The 21,989-nt window shown below is 64.8% G+C and carries 19 protein-coding genes; 13 read left to right on the top strand and 6 right to left on the bottom strand.

Going from position 1 to position 21,989, the window contains the following annotated elements:
- Positions 1–135 precede the first annotated feature (135 nt).
- From GJ698_RS23395 to GJ698_RS23375, 5 genes are read left to right on the top strand one after another with little or no spacing between them, the layout of a single operon-like run.
- On the top strand, positions 136–759 hold the full coding sequence (locus GJ698_RS23395; protein ID WP_154360278.1) for a TetR/AcrR family transcriptional regulator: 624 nt from the start codon (positions 136–138) through the stop codon (positions 757–759).
- Between the two features lie 37 nt (positions 760–796).
- A complete protein-coding gene (locus GJ698_RS23390; RefSeq protein ID WP_154360277.1) occupies positions 797–2,587 on the top strand; it encodes an acyl-CoA dehydrogenase C-terminal domain-containing protein in 1,791 nt (596 codons plus the stop codon).
- Between the two features lie 12 nt (positions 2,588–2,599).
- Positions 2,600–5,017: a 3-hydroxyacyl-CoA dehydrogenase/enoyl-CoA hydratase family protein gene (locus GJ698_RS23385; RefSeq protein ID WP_154360276.1), complete on the top strand. Its 2,418-nt coding sequence runs from the start codon at positions 2,600–2,602 to the stop codon at positions 5,015–5,017.
- Positions 5,018–5,028: 11 nt separating this feature from the next.
- Complete coding sequence (locus tag GJ698_RS23380; protein ID WP_154360275.1) at positions 5,029–6,225, top strand: acetyl-CoA C-acyltransferase; 1,197 nt, start codon at positions 5,029–5,031, stop codon at positions 6,223–6,225.
- Between the two features lie 56 nt (positions 6,226–6,281).
- Positions 6,282–7,055, top strand: a complete 774-nt coding sequence (locus GJ698_RS23375) for an enoyl-CoA hydratase (RefSeq protein WP_154360274.1) — start codon at positions 6,282–6,284, stop codon at positions 7,053–7,055.
- Between the two features lie 42 nt (positions 7,056–7,097).
- On the opposite strand, the gene GJ698_RS23370 is transcribed toward GJ698_RS23375, so the two are convergent.
- From GJ698_RS23370 to GJ698_RS23360, 3 genes are all read right to left on the bottom strand, one after another.
- Positions 7,098–8,324: an MFS transporter gene (locus tag GJ698_RS23370; protein WP_154360273.1), complete on the bottom strand. Its 1,227-nt coding sequence runs from the start codon at positions 8,322–8,324 to the stop codon at positions 7,098–7,100.
- Positions 8,325–8,411: 87 nt separating this feature from the next.
- A complete protein-coding gene (locus tag GJ698_RS23365; protein ID WP_154360272.1) occupies positions 8,412–9,113 on the bottom strand; it encodes a LytR/AlgR family response regulator transcription factor in 702 nt (233 codons plus the stop codon).
- Entirely contained in the window at positions 9,110–10,165 is a 1,056-nt protein-coding gene (locus GJ698_RS23360) for a sensor histidine kinase (protein ID WP_154360271.1), read from the bottom strand. The genes GJ698_RS23365 and GJ698_RS23360 overlap by 4 nt, the downstream gene beginning before the upstream one ends.
- 136 nt (positions 10,166–10,301) lie before the next feature.
- On the opposite strand from GJ698_RS23360, the gene GJ698_RS23355 reads away from it, so the two are divergent.
- The 4 genes from GJ698_RS23355 to pnuC all read left to right on the top strand — a co-directional run bounded on the left by GJ698_RS23355 (position 10,302) and on the right by pnuC (position 15,213).
- Positions 10,302–11,279 carry a DJ-1/PfpI family protein gene (locus GJ698_RS23355; RefSeq protein ID WP_166454937.1) on the top strand — a complete coding sequence of 326 codons (978 nt, stop codon included), beginning with the start codon at positions 10,302–10,304 and terminating at the stop codon, positions 11,277–11,279.
- A gap of 98 nt (positions 11,280–11,377) precedes the next feature.
- Positions 11,378–12,487 (top strand): catalase family protein, encoded by a 1,110-nt coding sequence (locus GJ698_RS23350; protein ID WP_154360269.1) that lies wholly within the window; start codon positions 11,378–11,380, stop codon positions 12,485–12,487.
- A 158-nt stretch (positions 12,488–12,645) separates the two neighbouring features.
- The gene (locus GJ698_RS23345; RefSeq protein ID WP_166454936.1) at positions 12,646–14,568 is read left to right on the top strand and encodes a hybrid sensor histidine kinase/response regulator; all 1,923 of its coding nucleotides are present in this window, start codon (positions 12,646–12,648) and stop codon (positions 14,566–14,568) included.
- Positions 14,569–14,646: 78 nt separating this feature from the next.
- The gene (gene pnuC, locus GJ698_RS23340) at positions 14,647–15,213 is read left to right on the top strand and encodes a nicotinamide riboside transporter PnuC (protein WP_154360267.1); all 567 of its coding nucleotides are present in this window, start codon (positions 14,647–14,649) and stop codon (positions 15,211–15,213) included.
- Here pnuC and GJ698_RS23335 read toward each other — a convergent pair whose 3' ends face one another.
- Positions 15,214–15,999 carry a response regulator transcription factor gene (locus tag GJ698_RS23335; protein WP_154360266.1) on the bottom strand — a complete coding sequence of 262 codons (786 nt, stop codon included), beginning with the start codon at positions 15,997–15,999 and terminating at the stop codon, positions 15,214–15,216.
- 215 nt (positions 16,000–16,214) lie between these two features.
- On the opposite strand from GJ698_RS23335, the gene GJ698_RS23330 reads away from it, so the two are divergent.
- The 3 genes from GJ698_RS23330 to GJ698_RS23320 are packed head-to-tail and all read left to right on the top strand — an operon-like array spanning position 16,215 to position 20,257.
- Entirely contained in the window at positions 16,215–16,922 is a 708-nt protein-coding gene (locus GJ698_RS23330) for a fimbrial biogenesis chaperone (RefSeq protein WP_229260138.1), read from the top strand.
- Positions 16,923–16,928: 6 nt separating this feature from the next.
- Positions 16,929–19,250 carry a fimbria/pilus outer membrane usher protein gene (locus GJ698_RS23325; RefSeq protein ID WP_154360264.1) on the top strand — a complete coding sequence of 774 codons (2,322 nt, stop codon included), beginning with the start codon at positions 16,929–16,931 and terminating at the stop codon, positions 19,248–19,250.
- Positions 19,247–20,257 carry a Csu type fimbrial protein gene (locus GJ698_RS23320; RefSeq protein WP_154360263.1) on the top strand — a complete coding sequence of 337 codons (1,011 nt, stop codon included), beginning with the start codon at positions 19,247–19,249 and terminating at the stop codon, positions 20,255–20,257. Before GJ698_RS23325 ends, GJ698_RS23320 begins: the two co-directional genes overlap by 4 nt.
- A 12-nt stretch (positions 20,258–20,269) precedes the next feature.
- Here the strand turns inward: GJ698_RS23320 and GJ698_RS23315 are convergent, their stop codons facing one another.
- A complete protein-coding gene (locus GJ698_RS23315) occupies positions 20,270–20,572 on the bottom strand; it encodes a hypothetical protein (protein WP_154360262.1) in 303 nt (100 codons plus the stop codon).
- A 427-nt stretch (positions 20,573–20,999) separates the two neighbouring features.
- On the opposite strand from GJ698_RS23315, the gene GJ698_RS23310 reads away from it, so the two are divergent.
- On the top strand, positions 21,000–21,497 hold the full coding sequence (locus GJ698_RS23310) for a winged helix-turn-helix transcriptional regulator (RefSeq protein WP_154360261.1): 498 nt from the start codon (positions 21,000–21,002) through the stop codon (positions 21,495–21,497).
- Between the two features lie 12 nt (positions 21,498–21,509).
- Here GJ698_RS23310 and GJ698_RS30545 read toward each other — a convergent pair.
- The coding region (locus tag GJ698_RS30545) for an anti-sigma factor family protein (protein WP_166454935.1) at positions 21,510–21,989 on the bottom strand (480 nt) is incomplete at its 5' end.

The following is a 21,989-nucleotide window of genomic DNA, read 5'->3' as shown; positions in this document are numbered from 1 at the left end:
ACCCCCAAGTGGATAATAGTACGAGCGTTCGCAATTCTTTTCACACAGAGTAAATTTAAGTGGCGCAGAATATTCCTTTCTCTCCAATGACTTTTTACACTGGGATGCAATCTTATTAATACCTCAACTAAATTTATGCGCAAAGGCGAGCTAACCCGCGCGGCAATCCTGGACGTGGCGCTGGACCTGGCCAGCCGTGATGGTCTGGAAGGTCTGACCATTGGATTGTTGGCAGATAAGATGAACATGAGCAAATCCGGCGTGTTCGCGCATTTCGGATCGCGTGAAGATTTGCAGTTGGAAGTGCTGAAGCTGTATCACCATCGTTTCGAGCAGGAAGTGTTCTTCCCCAGCGTGAAGGAACCGCGCGGCATCCAGCGCCTGAAGGCGATGTTTGCGCGCTGGGTCAAGCGGGTCAGCGTGGAAGTGGCCTCGGGCTGCATTTACATCAGCGGCGCCGTCGAATATGACGACCGTCCGGGCCCGATCCGCGAAGAGCTGATGGCCATGGTGGGCGCCTGGCAGGGGGCGCTGCTGCGCTGCGTGAAGCAGTGCGTCGAATGCGGCGACCTGAAGGCAGACACCGACCCGCAGCAGCTGGTGTACGAGATGTACGGCCTGATCCTGGCCCTGCACCACGATGCGCGCTTCCTGCGCATTCCGGGCAGCCTGGAGCGCGCCGGCACCGGCTTTGTACGCCTGATCGAGACGTATCGCAATCCGCAAACACCGGCAGCGGTGCTTGCACAAGCCAATTAATTAATTCAAACACTAAAGTAGTCATCAGGAGAAAAAAATGGGTCAATACGTCGCGCCAATCCGGGATATGCAATTCGTTCTGCACGAGTTCCTGAAAGTGGAAGATGAACTGAAAGCATTGCCGGACTACAGCGAAGTCGATGCCGACATCATCAACCAGGTGCTGGAAGAAGGCGGCAAGTTCACCGCCGGCGTGCTGTTCCCGCTGAATCACTCCGGCGACCGCGAAGGCTGCAAGCACGACGCCGCCACCCATACCGTGACCACGCCAAAAGGCTTCAAGGAAGCGTACAAGCAGTACGTCGAAGGCGGCTGGGCGGCACTGGCCTGCGATCCTGAATACGGCGGCCAGGGCCTGCCAGTGGTGCTGAACAACTCGTTCTACGAAATGCTGAACTCGGCCAACCAGGCCTGGACCATGTACCCGGGCCTGTCGCACGGCGCCTACGAGTGCCTGAAAGAACACGGCACCGACGAGCAGAAAAAAACCTACCTGCCGAAACTGGTGTCGGGCGAATGGACCGGCACCATGTGCCTGACCGAACCGCACTGCGGCACCGACCTGGGCATGCTGCGCTCGAAAGCCATCCCGCAGGACGACGGCTCGTGGAAAATCACCGGCAACAAGATCTTCATCTCGGCCGGCGAACACGATATGTCGGAAAACATCCTGCACCTGGTGCTGGCCCGCGTGCCGGACGCACCGGAAGGCTCGAAAGGCATTTCGCTGTTCCTGGTGCCGAAGTACCTGCCGAAGGAAGACGGCTCGGTCGGCGAACGCAACCCGATCACCTGCGGCGCCATCGAAGAAAAAATGGGCATCCACGGCAACTCGACCTGCCAGATGAACCTGGACGGCGCCAAGGGCTGGATCATCGGCCAGCCGAACAAGGGCCTGAACGCCATGTTCGTGTTCATGAACGCCGCCCGCCTGGGCGTCGGCATGCAGTCGCTGGGTCTGACCGAAGTGGCGTACCAGAACGCCGTGATCTACGCCAAGGACCGCATCCAGATGCGCTCGCTGACCGGCCCGAAAAATCCGGAGCAGCCAGCCGACCCGATCATCGTCCACGCCGACGTGCGCCGCATGCTGCTGACCGGCCGCGCCTACGCTGAAGGCGCGCGCGCCTTCACCTCGTACGTCGCGCTGCAGATCGACCGCGAACTGCACCACCCTGACGAAGATGTGCGCAAGGAAGCCGCCGACGAAGTCGCACTGCTGACCCCGATCGTCAAGGCCTTCATCACCGACAACGCCTGGATCGCCACCTCGGAAGCGATGCAAGTGTTCGGCGGTCACGGCTACATCGCCGAATGGGGCATGGAACAGTACGTGCGCGACGCCCGTATCAACCTGATCTACGAAGGCACCAACACCATCCAGTCGCTGGACCTGCTGGGCCGCAAGATCCTGGGCGACAACGGCGCCAAGCTGCGCAAGTTCGGCGAGAAAATCAAATCGTTCGTGGAAGAAAACGGCCTGGACGAAAACCTGAGCGAATTCATCACGCCGCTGGGCGAACTGGGCGACAAGGTCACCAAGCTGACCATGGAAATCGGCATGAAGGCCTTCCAGAACGCCGACGAAGTGGGCGCCGCCGCCGTGCCTTACCTGCGCGTTGTCGGTCACCTGGTGTACAGCTACTTCTTCGCGCAAATGGCCAAGATCGCGCTGGAAAAACAAGACAGCAGCGACACCTTCTACAAAGCCAAGCTGGCGACCGCGCGTTTCTACTTCGCCCGCCTGCAACCGGAAACCGCAACCCTGATCCGTCAGGCGCGCTCGGGCTCCGCCAACCTGATGGCACTCGACGCCGACCTGTTCTAAGAGGAAACGACAATGACCAATTTCATCGTTAAAAAAGTAGCCGTGCTGGGCGCCGGCGTGATGGGCGCGCAAATCGCCGCCCACTGCGTCAACGCCAAGGTGCCTGTGGTGCTGTTCGACCTGCCGGGTAAGCCGGAGCATGTCTCCGGCGGTACGCCCAAGAATGCCATCGTGCTGAAAGCCATCGAAGGCCTGAAGAAACTGTCGCCTGCACCGCTGGGCAACAAGGACCACGCCGCGCTGATCGAAGTGGCCAACTACGAAGACGACCTGGCCAAGCTGGCCGAGTGCGACCTGATCATCGAAGCCATCGCCGAGCGCATGGACTGGAAGCATGACCTGTATAAAAAGGTCGCGCCGCACATTGCGCCAAACGCCATCTTCGCCTCGAACACCTCGGGCCTGTCGATCACCAAGCTGTCCGAAGGCTTCGACGCCGACCTGAAATCGCGCTACTGCGGCGTGCACTTCTTCAACCCGCCGCGCTATATGCACCTGGTCGAGATCATCCCGACCGAGTTCACCAAGCCGGAAATCAGCGACCAGCTGGAAGGCTTCCTGACCTCGACCCTGGGCAAGGGCGTGGTCCGCGCCAAGGACACCCCGAACTTCATCGCCAACCGCGTGGGCGTGTTCGGCATCCTGGCCATTGTCCACGAAGCCGAGAAATTCGGCCTGTCGGTGGACGTGGTCGATGACCTGACCGGCGCCAAGCTGGGACGCGCCAAGTCGGGCACCTTCCGCACTGCGGACGTGGTCGGCCTGGACACCATGGGCCATGTGATCAAGACCATGCAGGACTACCTGCCGAACGACCCGTTCGCCGCCGTCTACAAAACCCCGGCCGTGCTGGCCAAGCTGGTGGAGCAGGGCGCGCTGGGCCAGAAGACCGGCGCCGGCTTCTACAAAAAAGTAGGCAAGGAAATCCAGCGCCTGGACTTCGCCACCGGTGAATACGTCGCCGGCGGCGCCAAGGCCGCCGACATCGTCGCCCGCATCCTGAAGGAAAAGGATCCGGTCAAGAAGATGAAAGCGATGCGCGAATCGACCAATCCGCAGGCGCAGTTCCTGTGGGCGATCTTCCGCGACGCCTTCCACTACATCGCCGTGCACCTGGACACCATCGCCGACAACGCGCGCGATATCGACTTCGCCATGCGCTGGGGCTTCGGCTGGACCGTCGGCCCGTTCGAAACCTGGCAGGCATCGGGCTGGACGCAAGTCGCCCAGTGGGTCAAGGAAGACATCGACGCCGGCCACGCACTGTGCAACGCACCGCTGCCAGCCTGGGTGTTCGAAGGTCCGGTCGCTGAAAAAGGCGGCGTCCACACCCCTGAAGGTTCCTGGTCGGCCGTGTCGAAATCGTTCGTGCCGCGTTCGGAACTGGCGGTCTACAAGCGCCAGGAATTCCGCGCACCGGTACTGGGTTCGGGCGAAGCCACCGGCCGCACCGCCGGCACCACCGTGCATGAAGACGACGACGTGCGCCTGTGGCACTCGGGCGACGACATCCTGGTGATCTCGCTGAAAACCAAGCTGCACGTGATCAGCCCGGGCGTCATCGCCGGCTTCAAGAAAGCGCTGGCGGAAGCCGAGAAGAACTTCAAGGGCCTGGTGATCTGGAGCGCGGACGCGGCCGACGGCGGCGCGTTCTCGGCCGGCGCCGACCTGCAATCGGCACTGCCAGCCTTCATGAGCGGCGGCGCCAAGGCGGTCGACCCGATCATCAAGGAACTGCAAGACACCTTCATGGCGATGAAATATTCGAACGTGCCGGTGGTGGCGGCGGTTGCCGGCATCGCCCTGGGCGGCGGCTGCGAAATGGCGCTGCATTCGTCCAAGCGCGTGGCGCTGATCGAATCGTACATCGGCCTGGTGGAAGTGGGCGTGGGCCTGATCCCTGCCGGCGGCGGCCTGAAAGAGGCGGCACAACGCGCCTACAAGGAAGCCAAGGGCACCGACATCCTGCAATTCCTGAAAACCGGCTTCACCAACGCGGCCACCGCCAACGTGTCGAAATCGGCGCTGGAAGCACAGGCCATGGGCTACCTGAAAGAAGACGACGTGATCGTGTTCAACCCGTACGAACTGCTGTACGTGGCCAAGACCGAAGCGCGCGCCATGTTCGACAAGGGCTACCGCGCGCCGCTGAAGGCGCCGATCCAGGTCACCGGCCGCTACGGCTGGGGCACCATCAAGGCGCAACTGGTCAATATGCGTGACGGCGGCTTCATTTCCGCGCACGACTTCAAGCTGGGCGACATGATCGCGCAGATCGTCAGCGGTGGCGACATCGACCAAGGCTCCTTCGTGAGCGAGCAGTGGCTGCTGGACATGGAACGCAAGGCCTTCCTGGAGCTGCTGAACCATCCGAAGACCCAGGAACGCATCATGGGCATGCTGCAAACCGGTAAGCCAGTCCGCAACTAAGGAATAAGACAATGAGCAAACAAGTTCAAGACGCATACATCGTCGCCGCTACCCGTACTCCCATCGGCAAAGCGCCGCGCGGCATGTTCAACAAAACCCGTCCGGACGACCTGCTGGTGCGCGTCATCCAGTCGGCGCTGGCGCAGGCCCCAGGCCTGGACCCGGCGCTGATCACCGACGCCATCATCGGCTGCTCGTTCCCGGAAGCGGAGCAGGGCTTCAACATCGCCCGTCAATCGGTGCTGCTGGCCGGCCTGCCGAAGACCGTCGGCGGCGTCACCATCAACCGTTACTGCGCCTCGGGCATCACCGCCCTGGCGATGGCGGCTGACCGCATCCGCGTTGGCGAATGCGATGTCATGCTGGCCGGCGGCGTCGAGTCGATGTCGATGGTGCCGATGATGGGCCACCACCCATCGATGAACCTGAACATGTTCACCGACGAAAACGTCGGCATGGCCTACGGCATGGGCCTGACCGCCGAGAAAGTGGCGGAACAGTGGAAAGTGTCGCGCGAAGCGCAGGACGCGTTCTCGGTGGAATCGCACCGCCGCGCCATCGCCGCGCAGCAGGCCGGTTTCTTCAAGGACGAGACCACGCCGGTCGAGATCATCACCCGCACGCCAGACCTGGCCACCGGTGAAATCAAGGTCAAGACCCGCACCGTCGATACCGACGAAGGCGCGCGTCCGGAAACCAGCATGGAAACCCTGGCCAAGCTGAAGCCGGTGTTCGCCGCCAAAGGTTCGGTCACCGCCGGCAACAGCTCGCAGATGTCCGACGGCGCCGGCGCGCTGCTGGTGGTGTCCGAGAAGATCCTGCGCGAGCACAACCTGACGCCGCTGGCCAAGTTCTCGTCGTTCGCCGTCAAGGGCGTGCCACCGGAAATCATGGGCATCGGTCCGAAGTTCGCGATTCCGGAAGCGCTGAAAGCCGCCGGCATCACCCAGGACCAGCTGGACTGGATCGAGCTGAACGAAGCGTTTGCCGCACAGGCGCTGGCCGTCATCGGCGACCTGGGCCTGGATCCAGCCAAAGTGAACCCGATGGGCGGCGCGATCGCCCTGGGCCACCCGCTGGGCGCGACCGGCGCGATCCGTGCCGCCACCGTGGTGCACGCACTGCGTCGCAACAACCTGAAGTACGGCATGGTCACCATGTGCGTCGGCGCAGGCATGGGCGCGGCAGGCATCATCGAGCGCGTGTAATTACAACACCGCGATAAAAAAGGGCGCTGCGGCGCCCTTTCATTTTGGAGACAGACATGGAAATTTTGAGCAGTATTGAAAACGGCATCCTGACGCTGGAATTCAACCGTCCCGAGCGCAAGAACGCCATCACCGCCGCGATGTACCAATCGATGGCCGACGCGCTGACCGCCGCCGAAACCGATGTTGCCGTCCGCGCGATTCTGCTGGTCGGCAAACCGGAGATTTTCACCGCCGGCAACGACCTGGAAGACTTCATGAAAAACGCGCCCAGCAGCGGCGCGATTGAAGACCGTTCCGTGTACAAATTCATGATGGCCCTGAGCGGCGCCAGCAAGCCGGTGGTGGCGGCGGTGTCGGGCAACGCGGTCGGCATCGGCACCACGCTGCTGATGCACTGCGACCTGGTCTACGCGGCCGACAACGCCAGGTTCTCGATGCCGTTCGCGCAGCTGGGCCTGTGCCCGGAATTCGGCTCCAGCGTGCTGCTGACGCAAATCGCCGGCTACCCGCGCGCCGCCGAAAAGCTGATGCTGGGCGAAGCCTTCGGTGCACAGGAAGCGCTGGACATGGGCCTGATCTCGAAAGTGCTGCCGGTGGAAGAACTGCGCGCCTTCGCCGAAGGTCAGGCCGCCAAGCTGGTCGCCTTGCCCGCCAGCTCGATCCGCACCACCAAGGCCCTGATGAAAGCCGCCCGCACCGCACCCACCGCGCAAGCCATCGCCGAAGAAAACAAACACTTCAGCGCCATGCTGTCGTCGCCGGAAGCCAAAGAAGCCTTCATGGCCTTCTTCCAGAAGCGCAAGCCGGACTTCACGCAGTTCGAGTGATGCTCAGTGTGGGAAATTGAAGGGGACGTGCATTGACACAGATCAGAGCGAACCGCCCCATGTAGCGATGGCTGGGGCGGGCCGGCGCTGCTCCAGCAGCACCGATACGCCCAGCACCACGATGCCGCCCAGGGCCAGCATGGCGCCCACCGGGCCGGTCGATTGCAGGCTCATGCCGTGGGCAATCGCCAGCCCGCCGCACCAGGCGCCGGCGGCGTTGGCGCAGTTGAAGGCGGAGTGGTTGAGCGCCGCCGCCACCGTCTGCGCGTCACCCGCCACGTCCATCAGGCGCGTCTGCACCGCCGGGCACACGGCGATGCCGCAGCCGATGGCGAACAGGTTCAAGGCCACCGCCCACACATTGCTGCTGGTGTAGTAGAACGCCGCCAGCGCCGCCGCATTCCACACCAGCGCGCCGAAGATGGTCCACAGGCGCGAGCGGTCGGCGAACCAGCCTCCCACCACATTCCCCACCGTCATGCCGACGCCCATCATCGCCAGCAGCACCGGCACCAGTGCCGGCGACACCTTGGTCACTTCCAGCAAGGTCGGCGTCACATAGGTGTAGACCGCGAACAGGCCGCCGAAGCCGACCGACACCATCAGCAGCGTCACCCACACCTGAAGGCGGCGGAACACGCCCAGCTCGCGCTGCGGGCTGGCGTCGCCGGGTGCAATCCACGGCACGTAGCGGCGCACCATCAGCGCCGTGGTCACGCCCAGCAGGCCGACCACCAGGAAGGTCGAGCGCCAGCCGAAGCCCTGGCTCAGCCAGGTCGCCAGCGGCACGCCGAAGATGTTGGCGATGGTCAGCCCCATCAGCACCCGCGACACGGCCTGCGCGCGCTTCTCCGGTACCGCCATTGACGCCGCCACCAGCGCCGCCACGCCGAAGTAGGCGCCGTGCGGGATGCCGGCGATGAAGCGCGCCAGGATCAAGGACGCATAGCCCGGCGCCGCCGCGCTCAGCAGGTTGCCCACCGCGTACAGCGACATCAGCATGATCAGCATCGCGCGGCGCGGCATGCGCGCCAGGAAGATGGTGATCAGCGGCGCGCCGAACACCACGCCCAGCGCGTAGGCGCTGATCATGTGGCCCATGTCGGGCAGGCTGGCGTGCAGGTCGCCCGCCACCACGGGCAGGATGGTCATCGAGGCGAATTCGCCGGTGCCGATGGCCAGGCCGCCGATGGCCAGCGCCAGGTTGGCCATGCCGGCGCCGCGCGGCGCGACGATGAGGGGAGTGTCGGAAATCGGTTCGGAGTGCATGGAAGAGAGGCGAAACAGTGGCAAAAAGCCGGCAACAATAGCATGTTTGGCGCGCCGCCGCTGGCGCCGCCCTCGTAGCGCGGGTGATCAGGTAACGCGATCCATCAGCGCTTTGCGGTAGCTGCGGCTGACGCGCATGCGGACGCCCGTTGTCAGCACGGCTTCCTGTTCGCCGTCCTCGCCCAGTTCGATCGACTGCAACCTGGCCAGGTTGATGATGGTGGAGCGATGGATGCGGCAGAAGGTGGCCGGGTCCAGATCCTGTTCCAGATCGGCCAGGCTGCGGCGCAGCAGGTGCGTCTGCGCGCCGACATGCAGCGAGGCGTAGTAGTCGGCCGCGCCGATCCAGTCGATGTCGGCGACAGGCAGGAACAATACCTGGCCGGCGCTCTTCAGCACCAGGCGCGCAGGCGGCTGCTGTGCGCGTTGCAGGCGTTCCCGCGCGCGCGTCAGCGTGGCGTTGAAGCGCGCATCGCTGAAAGGCTTCAGCAGGTAGTCGAGCGCGCCGACTTCAAAGGCGCGCAGCGCATGCTGGTCGTAGGCGGTGACGAAGATCACGGCGGCCGGCGCATCGCTGCCCAGCATTTCCAGCACGTCGAAGCCGTCGCACTCGGGCATCTGGATGTCGAGGAACAGCAGGTCCGGCCTGGTGGCGCGGATGGCGGCCAGCGCGCTGGCGCCGCTTTCGCATTCGGCCACCAGTTCGATGTCGGCATGCTGGCGCAGCAGCGCTTTCAGGTTGCTGCGCGCCGGCGCTTCGTCATCGACGATCAGGGCCTGGATTTTCATGTTGCGCTCAATGGAATGGCGATGTGCACTTCAACGCCGTTGTCGCGGTTGTGCATCGCCAGCGTGTGGCGGTCGCCGTACAGACCACGCAAGCGCTCGCGCACATTGGACCAGCCGATGCCGCTGCGCTCCGGCGCGTCACCCGTCGGCAGCGCCGGGCCGTCGTTGTAGATGCGGATATCCAGCATGCCGCCGGCGGCGCTGATGGCCAGCCGGATCGTGCCGCCCTGCGCGCGCTGCGCCAGGCCGTGTTTGAAGCCGTTCTCCACCAGCGGCTGCAACAGCAGGCTCGGTATGCTGGCGGACATCAGCGATGGCGGCGCCTGCACGCTGTATTGCAGGCGTTCGCCAAAGCGCATCTTCTGGATCGCGAAGTATTTGTCGAGGAAGGCCAGCTCCTCGCCCAGCGATATCAGGTTGCGGTCCGGGTCGTCCAGCATGCGGCGCAGCAGTTCGCTCAGGCCGGCGATGGTGTCGACCGCCGCTTCGTTGCGGTGCTCGCGTACCAGGCCGGTGACGGTGTTCAGGGTGTTGAACAGGAAGTGCGGCTCGATCTGCCGCCGCAGTCCATCCAGCTGCGCCTTGATGCGCTCCGCCTGCTCCAATAACAGCCGCTCGCGCGCGTGCAGGCCGTAGCCGATGGCGAACGCGGTGGCATACAGCACCAGATCGCTCAGCACACCGCCAACAAAATGCTGATACCACAGCACCGTCCAGGCGGGACGCGACGCCGTCATCCACGGCTCCAGCAGGTATTCCAGCGTTGCCGACCACACTGCCGAAACCACGCCGATCGCCAGGCACGCCGCCAGATGAACGCCGAGCAGACGCCAGCCGCCGGTCTGGCGCGCGGCGCAGCGCATGCCTTGTTGTAGCACCATCGGCGTGGCCAGCGCCCAGACCAGCCAATACAGAAAACGGAAGACGAACAGCTGCACCCAGGCGTGATGCATGCCGGCCGTGCGCATCAGGAAGACGTTCTGCGTGGCGTCGAACAGCGCCAGGCCGAACCAGACCGCCGCCACCCAGAACCGTGTAGGAAGAGTTTTCATGCGCTCACGATAAACGAGAATCGCGCGGCCGGGCAAAAAATGCAGCGAAACGCCGCCCGCCTGCAGCCGGCGCGCTGGCGGCTGCGGCCCGTCAGCGGCGACACTGGTGCATCCTCCACGCTTCAGGAAAATGACGATGAAATATGTGACAGCCTTTTTGCTGGCCATGCTGATGCTGGCCGGCGCCAACGCCGCAACCATCAAGGTAGCCTTCGTGATCAACGAAGGCGCGAATGTGATGGACATCGCCGGATCATGGGAGGTGTTCCAGGACACCATGCTCGATGACGACAAGGAGACCATGCCGTTCGAGCTGTACACGGTGGCGCCGTCGAAAACGCCGCTGCACACCACCGGCAGCGGCCGGCCCGGCATGACCATCACGCCGGACTACGGTTTTTCCGATGCGCCGGCGCCGGATATCGTGGTGGTCGGTGCGCAGTCGGGCGGCCCGGAACTGCGCGAATGGCTCAAACGCCAGCACGCGGACGGCAAGACGGTGCTGTCGGTCTGCACCGGCGCTTTCCAGCTGGCACGGGCAGGGCTATTGAACGGCAAGTCCGCGACCACGCACCACTGGTACCTGGGTAACTTCGCCGAAGAATTCCCGGACGTCAAACTGGTGCGCGAAGTGCGCTTTGTGCAGGCCGATCCGCACACCTACACGGCCGGCGGACTGAGCTCCGGCATGGATCTGTCGCTGCACATCGTCGCCGAGCTTTTCGGCCAGCAGCAGGCGCAGCGCACGGCGAACTACATGGAATACCAGGGCACGGGCTGGAAGACCAATGCCGGCGTGGCGGTGCTGACGGCGCCGGTCAAACGCCAGCTGTGGCGCGGCAGGATCAAGCCGGATACGGAAATCCTGCTGCACGTGCTGACCACGGGAGCCAGCAGCACCTACACGACCGATATTCCGGCGCTGCACGTCGCCGACGCGCCGACCAGGGTGAAGACCGCCGACCATCTGGTGACCTTCAGCCTGGCGGTGGGCGACGGCGTCGCCACCTTCAGCGGCAGCGGGGAAGCCGGCGCCACCGCCATCAGCGGCACGTTCATCCAGGACGGTGTGGCTTATCCGCTGACGTTGTCGCTCAGCGCCCGCGACCTGTAGGGTTGTATGGCACTGTCGTTTTTTGCTAGGTGCGACACGCCACAGACGCGCGGCGCGCCGGCAGCCATGATGGCGGGAGCCAACCGCCGAGGAGCATCATGGATTTCCCCACCAGACATTTAGTACAGCCGCTGCCCTACGACCCTTCCTACGAAGTGCCGGAGGAGGGCGAGGCGGACACCATCGCCGGGCTGACCGACGCCATGCGCGGCATCGCCGACACCGTCGACAAGGACACCGGCCACGCGCCGCGCGGCGTCCACGCCAAGAGCCACGGCCTGCTGCGCGGCGAGTTGCGCGTCCTGGACAACGTGCCGCCGGATTATGCCCAGGGCCTGTTCGGCCATCCCGGTGGCGCCTGGCCGGTGGTGATGCGGCTGTCGACCACGCCGGGCGATCTGCTCGACGACAAGGTGTCGACGCCGCGCGGCATGGCGGTCAAGGTCATCGGCGTGCCGGGCGAGCGTCTGCCGGACGGCGTGGGCGACACGACCCAGGACTTTGTCCTGGTCAACGGGCCGACCTTCCAGGCGCCGAGCGCCAAACAGTTCCTCGGCAGCGTCAAGCTGCTGGCGTCCACCACCGACAAGGCGCCGGGTTTGAAGAAGGCGCTGTCGGCCGCGCTGCGCGGCGTGGAAAAAGCGGTGGAGGCGGTGGGCGGCGAGAGCGCCGCGCTCAAGGGTCTCGGCGGCCATCCGGAAACGCATATCCTCGGCGAGACCTTCTTCTCCGCCGCGCCCATCCTGTACGGCCGCTACATGGCCAAGCTGTCGCTGGCGCCGGTGTCGCCGGCACTGCAGGCGCTGAAAGGCCAGCCGGTGGACCTGGAACACAAGCCCAACGGCCTGCGCGGCGCGGTGGTCGATTTCATGACCGAGCACAGCGCCGAGTGGGAGCTGCGCGTGCAGCTGTGCACCGACCTGGCGGCCATGCCGATCGAGGATTCCACGGTGGAGTGGACGGCGCCCTGGGTTGCCGTCGCCCGCATCAAGGCCGAGCCGCAGGCCGGCTGGACGCATGGCCTGTCGGTGCTGGTGGATGACGGCATGCAGTTCAATCCGTGGCACTGCATCGCCGCGTTCCGGCCGATCGGTTCCATCATGCGCGTGCGGCGCGCGGTGTATGCCGCCTCGGCCCGTTTCCGCACCGAGCGCAACGGCGCGCCGCTGGCCGAGCCGCGCAATCTCGATCACTGGCGCGAGCACTGAGCGGCAAGCAATCAGGGACGGCGTATTGTGCGCCACCGTACGATACAGTTGCTACACTTTGGCTTTCTGATCTGGAAGCATTTATGTTGGCTCAGTCCCTTACGCCCTTTCCCGATGCGCCGGCCTGCCTGCCGCGCTGCATAGGCGCGGGCACGCCCATGCGCGATCGCGTCCAGGCCCACGATTGGGACCATACGCCGCTGGGGCCGATTGCCAGCTGGCCTGGTTCGCTGCGCGCGGCGGTCAGCATCGTCATGCATTCGGCGCAGCCGATGTTCCTGTGGTGGGGCGAGGAGCTGATACAGATCTACAACGACGCCTACGTGCCGTGCTTCGGCGTCGGCAAGCATCCGGCCGCGCTGGGCCAGGCCGGTCGGCAATGCTGGCCGGAGATCTGGCCCATCATCGGGCCGCAGATCGACGCCGTGCGCCACGGCCGCGAAGCGCGCTGGTATGCCGACAGCCTGGTGCCGATCTGGCGCAACGGCCGCATCGAGGATGTGTTCTGGAGCTACACCTATACGCCGGTGTTCGACGAGCAGGACCAGGTTGGCGGCGTGCTGGTGGTGTGCACCGAAACCACCGACAAGGTGCTGGCCGAGCGCCGCCGCCACGCGCTGGATTTGCTGGCCCGCCGCCTGCTCGGCTGCCGCAGCGAAGACGATGTGGCCGCTGCCGTCACGCATTCGGTCAGCGACAATCCCGGCGACCTGCTGGAGGTGCTGCTGCTGATCGGCGAGGAGGCCATGGCCCATCCGCCGGCCGACATGCTGACCGTGCGCGGCGCCGAGCTGCAATTGTGCGACGAGCTGGCGCTGTCGTTCCGCCTGTCGCCGCGGCTGCCGCTGGACGGCGCCTACCGCCAGTTCCTGGAACAGTTCACCGCCACCGTGTGCGCCACGCTGAGCCGGCTGCAAAGCGACCGCGCGCTGGCGCAGGCGATGGCCGAGAGCGACCGCCTGAACACCGACCTGAATCTGTCGTCGCGCATCAAGGATGAATTCCTGGCCATGCTGGGCCACGAGCTGCGCAATCCGCTGGCGCCGATCGTCACCGCGCTCAAGCTGATGAAACTGCGCAGCGGCGACCACAGCGAAACCGTGCACGAGCAGGAAGTGATCCAGCGCCAGGTCGACCACCTGGTGCGGCTGGTGGACGACTTGCTGGACGTGTCGCGCATCGCCAGCGGCAAGGTCGAGCTGCGCAAGGAAACCGTGCCGCTGGCCGATGTGCTGAACAAGGCGATTGAAATGGCCAGTCCGCTGCTGGAGCAGAAGCAGCACCGGCTGCTGGTCGACGTGCCCACCGTGCGCTGGCATGGCGATCCGGCGCGGCTGGCGCAGGTGGTGTCCAATCTGTTGAGCAACGCGGCGCGCTACACGCCGGCCGGCGGCCATGTCACGCTGGCCACGCGCATCAAGGGTGGCACGGTGCAGATCCAGGTCACCGACGACGGCAACGGCATTGCGCCGCAGCTGCTGCCGCACATCTTCGATCTGTTCGTGCAGGGCAACCGCCAGCTGGACCGCGCCAAGGGCGGTCTCGGCATCGGCCTGGCGCTGGTGCGCAACCTGGTGCAGATGCATGGCGGCGAAGTCAGCGCCTATAGCGCCGGCGAGGGACGCGGCAGCACCTTCACCATCACGCTGCCCGATTCGGTGGCGGTCGAGGCGGCGCCGCCGGCGGCATCGGCCGGCAGCGCGCCGGAGCAGAAGCCGGACCAGGGCAGCGGCCTGCGGGTTCTGGTGGTCGACGACAACCAGGACGCCGCCGATTCGCTCGGCGAGCTGCTCGGTGCGCTCGGTTATCGTCCCGAGGTGGCCTACGATCCGGTGCAGGCGATCGCGCTGGCCGCCGCCGGCATGCAGGACGTGGCCATCCTCGACATCGGCCTGCCGGGCATGGACGGCTTCGAACTGGCCGGCCGCCTGCGCCAGCTGCCCGGCGGCGCCGCGCTCAAGCTGGTGGCGCTGTCCGGCTACGGCCAGGAGAACGACAAGACGCGCAGCCGCCAGGCCGGTTTCGCCGCCCACCTGGTGAAGCCGATCAATATCGCCGAGCTGCAGGTGGCGCTGGCATAAACGCCGCCGGACGCTTGCGTTCGCGCCGAGGGTGGACGAGAATACCTTCCACCCCACTTCACCGCACAAGGATTGCTGTTGATCTCACCACTGGAAGTCGCCGCCAACGCCGTCATGGCCGTTTCCATCGTGCTGTCGGGGCGCAACAGCATCCATTCCTGGTGGCTGGGCGTGGTCGGCTGCGCGATGTTCGCGGCGCTGTTCTACAGCGTCAACCTGTACGCCGACGTCGCGCTGCAACTGTTCTTCATCGTCACCTGCCTGATCGGCTGGCTGCAATGGCTGCGCGGCGCCGGCGGCGCACCGCTGCCGATCACCCGCGCGCGCGCGCCGGCGCTGGGCTGGATGGCCGGCATCGGCGTGCTGGCCACCGCCGCCTACGGCCTGATGCTGCAGGCCTACACCAACGCCTACGCGCCCTTCATCGATTCCGCCGTGCTGATGTTCAGCGTGGTGGCGCAGCTGCTGCTGATGGGGCGGCGGCTGGAGACCTGGCCGTTCTGGCTGCTGGTGAACACGGTCTCGGTGCCGCTGTACGCCAGCCGCGGCCTGTACCTGACGGCCGCGCTGTACGCCGGCTACTGGCTCAACGCGCTGGCGTCGTGGTTCTTCTGGCGCCGCCAGATGCGGGCGCAAACGGCCTGATTATTTTTTCTGGATCGCCTGGCGGTAGGCGGTGGGCGTGACGCCCATGCGCTCGCGGAAGGCGGTGGCGAAATTGCCGGCGTTGTTAAAGCCGATCAGCAGGGCGATGTCCTGCACGTCGATATCGGTGTCCTTCAATAATTCCTCGCCGCGGCGGATGCGCTCCTCGCGGATAAAGCCGAACACCGTCATGCCGGTCTGTTCGCGGAACACCTGCGACAGCTTCTCGCGGTAGGTGCCGACGCTGCGCGCGATCTCGGCCAGCCCCGGCAGCGCCGCCAGGTTGTCGGCGATCAGGCGCTTGACGGCGTTCACCAGCACCGCGTCCGGGTCGCTTTCGGCTTCCGCTTCGGCCGGCTCGGCGCTGGCGGGCGGCGGCTGCGCGTGCTGGCGCCGCGCCAGGTTCAGGTGCACCTGGATGCGCGCGGTCAGCTCGCCGGGCGAAAACGGCTTGGAGACGAAGTCGACGCCGCCGATCGACAGGCCGAGGATGCGGTCGTCGTCGGCGTCGGCGCCGCTGAGGAAGATCACTGGAATATCCTGCGTCACCGGATTGGCCTTCAGCAGGCGGCAGGCGGTGTAGCCGTCCATATTCGGCATGCGCACGTCGAGCAGGATCAGGTCGGGGCGGTTGGCCAGCGCCAGTTGGTAGCCTTGCAGACCATTGAAAGCGACCGAGACTTTGTACGGCATCTCGCTCAGCAAATCTGCCAGCATGCGCTGCTCAAACGCGGAATCGTCCACGATGAGGATCTTGCTTCGGTTGCCTTCAAGGGTGGTCTGCATTGCGTCCCCCGGAACTTCGTTGATAAAGTTTTATCACTCCGTGTTGCGTATTATGCCTATCTTTTAAATATTTTTGATAGATTTCTACGCTTGCAAAACAGTTGTCTCTTCCTTCAAAAGCAGGCTTTTTTTAGATCATGAATAATCCCATCCAGTGTTGATGGTAAGCAACCGGAGGTGCAATGACTGGGACGCGCGCACGGATAGGAGGACTGATGGTCGCCATCTGGCTGGCATTGCCGCTGGCGGGGCCGGTGCGTGCGGCGAACCTGCAGATTTCGCCGGTGATGATCAATCTGCGCGCGGGCCAGGGCGCCACCGGCATCACCATGCAGAACATGGGCGAAGCGCCGGTGTACGGCCAGGTGCGGGTGTTCCTGTGGGAACAGAAAGACGGCGACGACGTGCTGACGCCGACCCAGGATGTGGTGGCCAGCCCGCCCATCATCCAGATCGCGCCGAAAACCAGCCAGATCATCCGCCTGGTGCGGCGTAGCGAGCAGTTGCCGGTCGCCGAGCTGACCTACCGCATCCTGATCGACGAGATTCCCAAGGACGAGAACGGCCCTGCCAGCGGCGTCGACATCCGGCTGCGCTATTCGGTGCCGATGTTCGTGCTGCCGGCCGACGAGCGCGCGGCGCCGTCGCTGGCCTGGACGGTGTTCAAGAAGGATGGTTTTTGGATGTTGCGAGTCCGCAACAGCGGCACCCAGCGCGCACAGATCGGCGCGCTGGAACTGAGCAACGCGGCCGGCAAGCAGTTTGAAATCGCCGCCGGCCTGTTCGGTTATGTGCTGGCGGGTAAGGTGCGCGAATGGCGCCTCCCCACGTCTGGCGACGCCGATCTGAACGGGACGTTGGCGGTCAAGGCCAACATCAATTCCCGCCCGACCAGCGCCAGTACCGTGGCCAAGGTGGACTAAGCCGGCATGCGGCGCCGGTTCCCCTGGTGGTTGCTGCTGACATGGTGGATGGTCATGAGCGGCGTGCTGGCGCAGACGCCGGCGGCGCCGCCACCGCAGGACGAAGAGCTTTTTCTGGAGGTAAGCTTGAACGGTGAAGCGACAGGACTGATATTGCGTTTTACCCGGGGCAGCAGCTCGGGTCTGCGCAGTTCCGTGCAGAACCTGCGCGACCTCGACCTTGAGCCCAAGCTGTTCGGGGTCGAGGGCCTGCAGGAGTTCGACCTCGACCAGGTCAAGGGCCTGAGCTACACCTACGATCCGGCGCGCCAGACCATCGCGTTGCGCGTCGACGATGCGCTGCGGGCGCCGATCGCCTATTCGGCGCGCACGGTGCGCAAGCCCGGCGCCGCCACCGTCACGCCGGGCGCCATCATCAACTACGACGCCTACACGCGGCTGGGCCAGGACCGCAGCACCTCGATCTCCAACGAGGTGCGCTACTTCAACGCCGGCGGCGTGTTCAGCAGCACCGGCGTGTTCAATTACAGCAACCAGTTGCGCCAGTTCATCCGCTTCGACAGCGCCTGGGTGCATTCCGATCCGGACACGCTGGAAACCTGGCAGGTGGGCGATTTGATCTCCTCCTCGCTGACCTGGACCCGTTCGCTGCGCATGGGCGGCGTGCAATGGCGCCGCAGCTTCGACCTGCGGCCCGACCTGCTGACCTTTCCGGCCGCCTCGCTGGGCGGTTCGGCGGTGGTGCCGAGCGCGGTCAGCCTGTATGTGGACGGCGTGCGCCAGGTCGATACGGCGGTGCCGTCGGGACCGTTCGTCATCAACCAGGTGGCCGGCATCAACGGCGCCGGCCAGGCCACGCTGGTAACGCGCGACGCCAACGGCCGCGCGGTCAGCACCACGGTGCCGCTGTATGTCGACACGCGGCTGCTGGCCACCGGCCTGACCGACTACTCGATCGAGCTCGGCGTGCTGCGGCGCAACTACACCACCGAGTCGTTCAGCTATGCGCGCACGCCGGCCGTCAGCGCCTCGCTGCGGCGCGGCCTCAGCGACACCTTCACCCTGGAAGCGCACGGCGAGGCCGGCCGCAGCGTGATCAACGGCGGCGGCGGCATGCTGTGGCGCATGGGCCAGGCCGGCGTGCTCACCGGTTCGGTGGCGGCCAGCGGCGGCGGCAGCGGCGACAGCAACCACCGCGGCGCGCAGGCCGTGCTCGGCTATCAATACCTGAGCACGCGCTTCAGCGTGGACCTGCAATCGCAGCGCGCCTCGGCCAATTACAGCGACCTCGGCACCGCCGAAGGGGCGCCGGTGGTGCGCGCCAGCGACCGCATCAATGTCAACCTGGCGCTGTTCGGCGGCCAGGGCGTGGGCATCAGCGCGATCAGCCAGCGCGTGCCGCTGGTGGCGCCGGCGCGGGTGGTGGCGCTGAATTATTCGGCCACGCTGGGCCTCGGCCTGTACCTGAGCGTCAGCGCCTTCCGCGATTTCCGCGACGAGAAGGCGCGCGGCGTATTCTTCAGCGTCAGCGGCAGCTTCGGCGACCGCATCTCGGCCAATGTCAGCCGCAGCCGCCAGAACGACGTGCGCAGCACCACCACGACATTGGCGCGCTCGGCCGACTACAGCGGCGGTTTCGGCTGGGGCCTGCAATCGGTCAAGACCAACGGCGCGCCGTTGCGTCAGGCGCAGGTCACCTACCTGGGCAACTACGGCCAGGCCACTGCCTACACCTTCGACACCGGCACCAGCCGCACCACCTCGCTGGACCTGAACGGCGCGCTGGTGCTGATGGACGGCAGCGTGCACGCGGCGCGCCAGGTCGGCGCCGGCTTCGCGCTGGTGTCCACCGACGGCGTGTCGGGCGTTCCGGTGCTGCAGGAAAACCAGGTGATCGGCCGCACCAGCAGCAGCGGCTACCTGCTGGTGCCCAACCTCAGCCCGTATCTGCAAAACCAGCTGGGCATCGACACCACCCGCCTGCCGCTCGACGCCCGCGTCGCCAGCACCAGCCAGACGGTGGTGCCGGCGCGGCAGTCCGGCGTGCTGGTGCGCTTCCCGGTTGAAACCTACGAGGCGGCCAGCGTGGTGCTGCACGACGCCGACGGCAAGCCGCTGCCGGTGGGCACGCCGGTCAGGCATCTGGAGAGCGGCGGCGACAGCGTGGTCGGCTTCGACGGCATGGCCTTCGTCGACCATCTGCAAGCGCTCAACCACGTGCAGGCCACGGTCAACGGCCTGGCCTGCGTGGCCGAGTTCAGCTACACGCCGGTCAAGGGCAACGCCCTGGCCACCATGGGCCCATTCGTCTGCAGGAGTATTCAATGATCAGCCTGCGCCACTGTCTGGCTTTACTGGGACTGCTGCTGGCGCTGGCCAGCGGACAGGCGCGTGCCGACAGTTGCTCGGTGGCGCAAAGCGATATCGTGTTTCCCACCGTGAGTTCGATCAGCAGCACCGATGCCTACGCCAGCGCCAACTTCAAGGTCACCTGCACCTGGACCAGCTTTGCCGCCGGGCTGCTGTTCCCCAACGCCACCGTCTGCCTGTACCTGGGCGCCGGTTCGGGCAACAGTTCGACGTCGGCGACGGTGCCGCGCCAGATCGCCAACGGCGCCAAGACGGTCAACTACAATATTTACACCGACGCCAGCTATTCCGCCGCCAAGGTGTGGGGCGGCTGGGCCGGCACCACCACCTCCGCCAACCTGATCACCTTCACCTTCAACAAGACCGGCGGCGTCGGCTCGCTGTCGCAGGACGTCAACCTGTATGCCAAGCTGAACGCCGACACCACGCTGTCGAGCATGAATGTGGGGCCGGACAACCTGAGCTTCACCTCGGACTTCTCCGGCGGCAGCGTACTGTTCCGCTATATGTTCTTCCTGACCGGCCTGGGCGACTGCACGCTGGGCACCTCGGTGGCCATGCCGTTCCAGGTGAGGGCCACGGTGATCAATGACTGCAATATCAATGTGGGCAACCTGGCCTTCCCCAACAGCAGCCTGCTGAACAGCGCGGTGCGCACCACCGCCAACCTGGCGGTCCAGTGCAGCAACAACACGGCGTACAAGATTGCGTTTTCGGGAGGCGGCAACGGCACCATGAGTGCGCGCAAGATGCTGAACCCGGCGTCAATGGAATTGATTAATTACCAGCTGTCCAATACCTTGGACGGGCCCAGCCTGGGCGACGGCACGGGCAGCACGGTGATTTTGAGCGGGACGGGAAATGGTACAACCAAGAATCAGACCTTGTTCGGTCTGGCGCCCTCGCAGTCCACGCCGTCGCCGGGGGATTACAAGGACACGATTACAGCGACGGTGCAGTTCTGAGCAGGAGGACGATCAGAAGGTGATGGTCCATTCGCCGGCAGCGGTTTCCTGGCGGATGGCGGTGGCTTGGGAGGTGCTGCTGTTGGCGGCGGTGGCCTGGGTACGGGTCATGGCGTACGGGCTTTTCAGCTGGCAGGCGACGGCCGGCGTGGCTTTGGTGGCGGCAGCGGAGGCTGCGGCCGAGGTCTGCACGCTGCAGGACTCTTTCACCTCGAAGCTGACTTGCATGGACGCGGTCGAGATTTTCCCGGCGGCGCTGGCCAGCAGTGGCAGGCTAAACAGAACGATGGCAAATGCTTTAGTAAAAGTTTTCATTTTTCACACACGTTGTTGAGGTGCGCAGCCTTGTTGGTTGGCTACGTTTTGGGGTAGCCAACAAGGTTGAGTCGTTGATCTACAGGAAGAATTTTATCCCGTAAAAACAATCTCTCGAATGTTCACATTTTACACAGAAATTTACGTGTGGAAATAAAGTGATTTTTGGAGAGTTTTGAGTGAGATTTTTTGCGCCATTTATGAAGTAAAAAAGCAGGGCGAAATACCGGGGTTTTCATAGGGAAAAGTAGCAAAAACAGAGGGTAGAAAAGGAGACGAAATTGAAGATCGAAAATACACACATTGTCACATCTGTTCCATCACCTAAAAAAGTCACACTTTCTTGCATCGAACATGCAAGTCACTCGGTCTGACGGCGTCGCGCATTGACGATTTTGTTGAAAACCTTACATTGAGGAGTAGCAAAATGAAACATACCGACTTTGGCAGCATGCCTTGCCCGATTGCTCGCAGCCTGGGAAAAGTAGGCGAGTGGTGGAGTATCCTGATCCTGCGTGACGCCTTCTACGGCCTGACGCGGTTTGACGAATTCGAGAAGAGCCTGAAGATCGCGCCGAACATGCTGACCCGCCGCCTGGCCGGGCTGGTCGAGGGCGGGCTGATGGAGCGCCGCCAGTACAGCGCCCGTCCGCCGCGCTATGAATACGTGCTGACCAAGGCGGGGCGCGACTTCAAACCGGTGCTGCTGGCGTTCGTTGCTTGGGGCAACGACCACCTGGCGCCGGAAGGGGCCAGCCTGCTGGTGGTGAGCCGCGAAACCGGCAAGCCGGCCGACCAGGTGCTGGTGGACGCCAACAGCGGCCTGGCCATCAACGACGAGGACTATATGTTCGCGCCGGGACCGGCCGCCACCGACGTCATGCGCTCGCGGCTGATCCAGATCAACCAGCCGGCCCGCGCCTAAGGTGTGAGATTGTCACGCGCCCGGCTCCAGCTGGGCGTAGACGGCGTTGGCCAGGCTGGCCAGCGCCGCCTTGTCCAGGTTGCCGGACAGGGCGTAGCCGAATTGGCCATCTATCCAGTAAAACACCGCCACCTCGCCTTCCTGCGCGTAGCGGAAGCCGGTGTCGTGGTTGTGCCGCTGCTCGGTCGACACATATAAGGTCAGGCGCGTGCCGGCCGCGTCGCGGTACATGAATTGCGCCACCGGCCCGCTCTGGCCCGGCAGGAGCCTGCCTCCCTCCAGCTGATAGCCCTGGGCGCCCAGTTGCGGCGGCTTGAGCGGCGCCCCCAGGCGTTTCGACAGCCAGGCCACCAGATGCGCCTGCTGGTCGACGCCGACTTCCACCGGATGGCGCACCTCGGGCGTATAGACGGCGTGCGCCAGCGCGGCGCGGCGCGGCAGTTCGGCGGCGGCGCTCAACGGCGCCTCTGCGGCGGCGCCGCGCAGCAGCCA

Source organism: Duganella aquatilis (genome assembly GCF_009674565.1).
GTDB lineage: Bacteria > Pseudomonadota > Gammaproteobacteria > Burkholderiales > Burkholderiaceae_D > Rugamonas > Rugamonas aquatilis.
Note: the sequence above shows the minus strand (reverse complement) of the source record. Positions and strands in the feature narration are given on the sequence as shown.

Coding starts and splice junctions, on each gene's coding strand:
- GJ698_RS23385 (WP_154360276.1), top strand. CDS start 2,600: ATGACCAATTTCATCGTTAAAAAAGTAGCCGTGCTGGGCGCCGGCGTG.
- GJ698_RS23315 (WP_154360262.1), bottom strand. CDS start 20,572: ATGAAAACTTTTACTAAAGCATTTGCCATCGTTCTGTTTAGCCTGCCA.
- GJ698_RS23320 (WP_154360263.1), top strand. CDS start 19,247: ATGATCAGCCTGCGCCACTGTCTGGCTTTACTGGGACTGCTGCTGGCG.
- GJ698_RS23370 (WP_154360273.1), bottom strand. CDS start 8,324: ATGCACTCCGAACCGATTTCCGACACTCCCCTCATCGTCGCGCCGCGC.
- GJ698_RS23365 (WP_154360272.1), bottom strand. CDS start 9,113: ATGAAAATCCAGGCCCTGATCGTCGATGACGAAGCGCCGGCGCGCAGC.
- GJ698_RS23325 (WP_154360264.1), top strand. CDS start 16,929: ATGCGGCGCCGGTTCCCCTGGTGGTTGCTGCTGACATGGTGGATGGTC.
- GJ698_RS23360 (WP_154360271.1), bottom strand. CDS start 10,165: ATGAAAACTCTTCCTACACGGTTCTGGGTGGCGGCGGTCTGGTTCGGC.
- GJ698_RS23330 (WP_229260138.1), top strand. CDS start 16,215: ATGGTCGCCATCTGGCTGGCATTGCCGCTGGCGGGGCCGGTGCGTGCG.
- GJ698_RS23390 (WP_154360277.1), top strand. CDS start 797: ATGGGTCAATACGTCGCGCCAATCCGGGATATGCAATTCGTTCTGCAC.
- GJ698_RS23335 (WP_154360266.1), bottom strand. CDS start 15,999: ATGCAGACCACCCTTGAAGGCAACCGAAGCAAGATCCTCATCGTGGAC.
- GJ698_RS23395 (WP_154360278.1), top strand. CDS start 136: ATGCGCAAAGGCGAGCTAACCCGCGCGGCAATCCTGGACGTGGCGCTG.
- GJ698_RS23350 (WP_154360269.1), top strand. CDS start 11,378: ATGGATTTCCCCACCAGACATTTAGTACAGCCGCTGCCCTACGACCCT.
- GJ698_RS23380 (WP_154360275.1), top strand. CDS start 5,029: ATGAGCAAACAAGTTCAAGACGCATACATCGTCGCCGCTACCCGTACT.
- GJ698_RS23310 (WP_154360261.1), top strand. CDS start 21,000: ATGAAACATACCGACTTTGGCAGCATGCCTTGCCCGATTGCTCGCAGC.
- GJ698_RS23375 (WP_154360274.1), top strand. CDS start 6,282: ATGGAAATTTTGAGCAGTATTGAAAACGGCATCCTGACGCTGGAATTC.
- GJ698_RS23355 (WP_166454937.1), top strand. CDS start 10,302: ATGAAATATGTGACAGCCTTTTTGCTGGCCATGCTGATGCTGGCCGGC.
- GJ698_RS23345 (WP_166454936.1), top strand. CDS start 12,646: ATGCGCGATCGCGTCCAGGCCCACGATTGGGACCATACGCCGCTGGGG.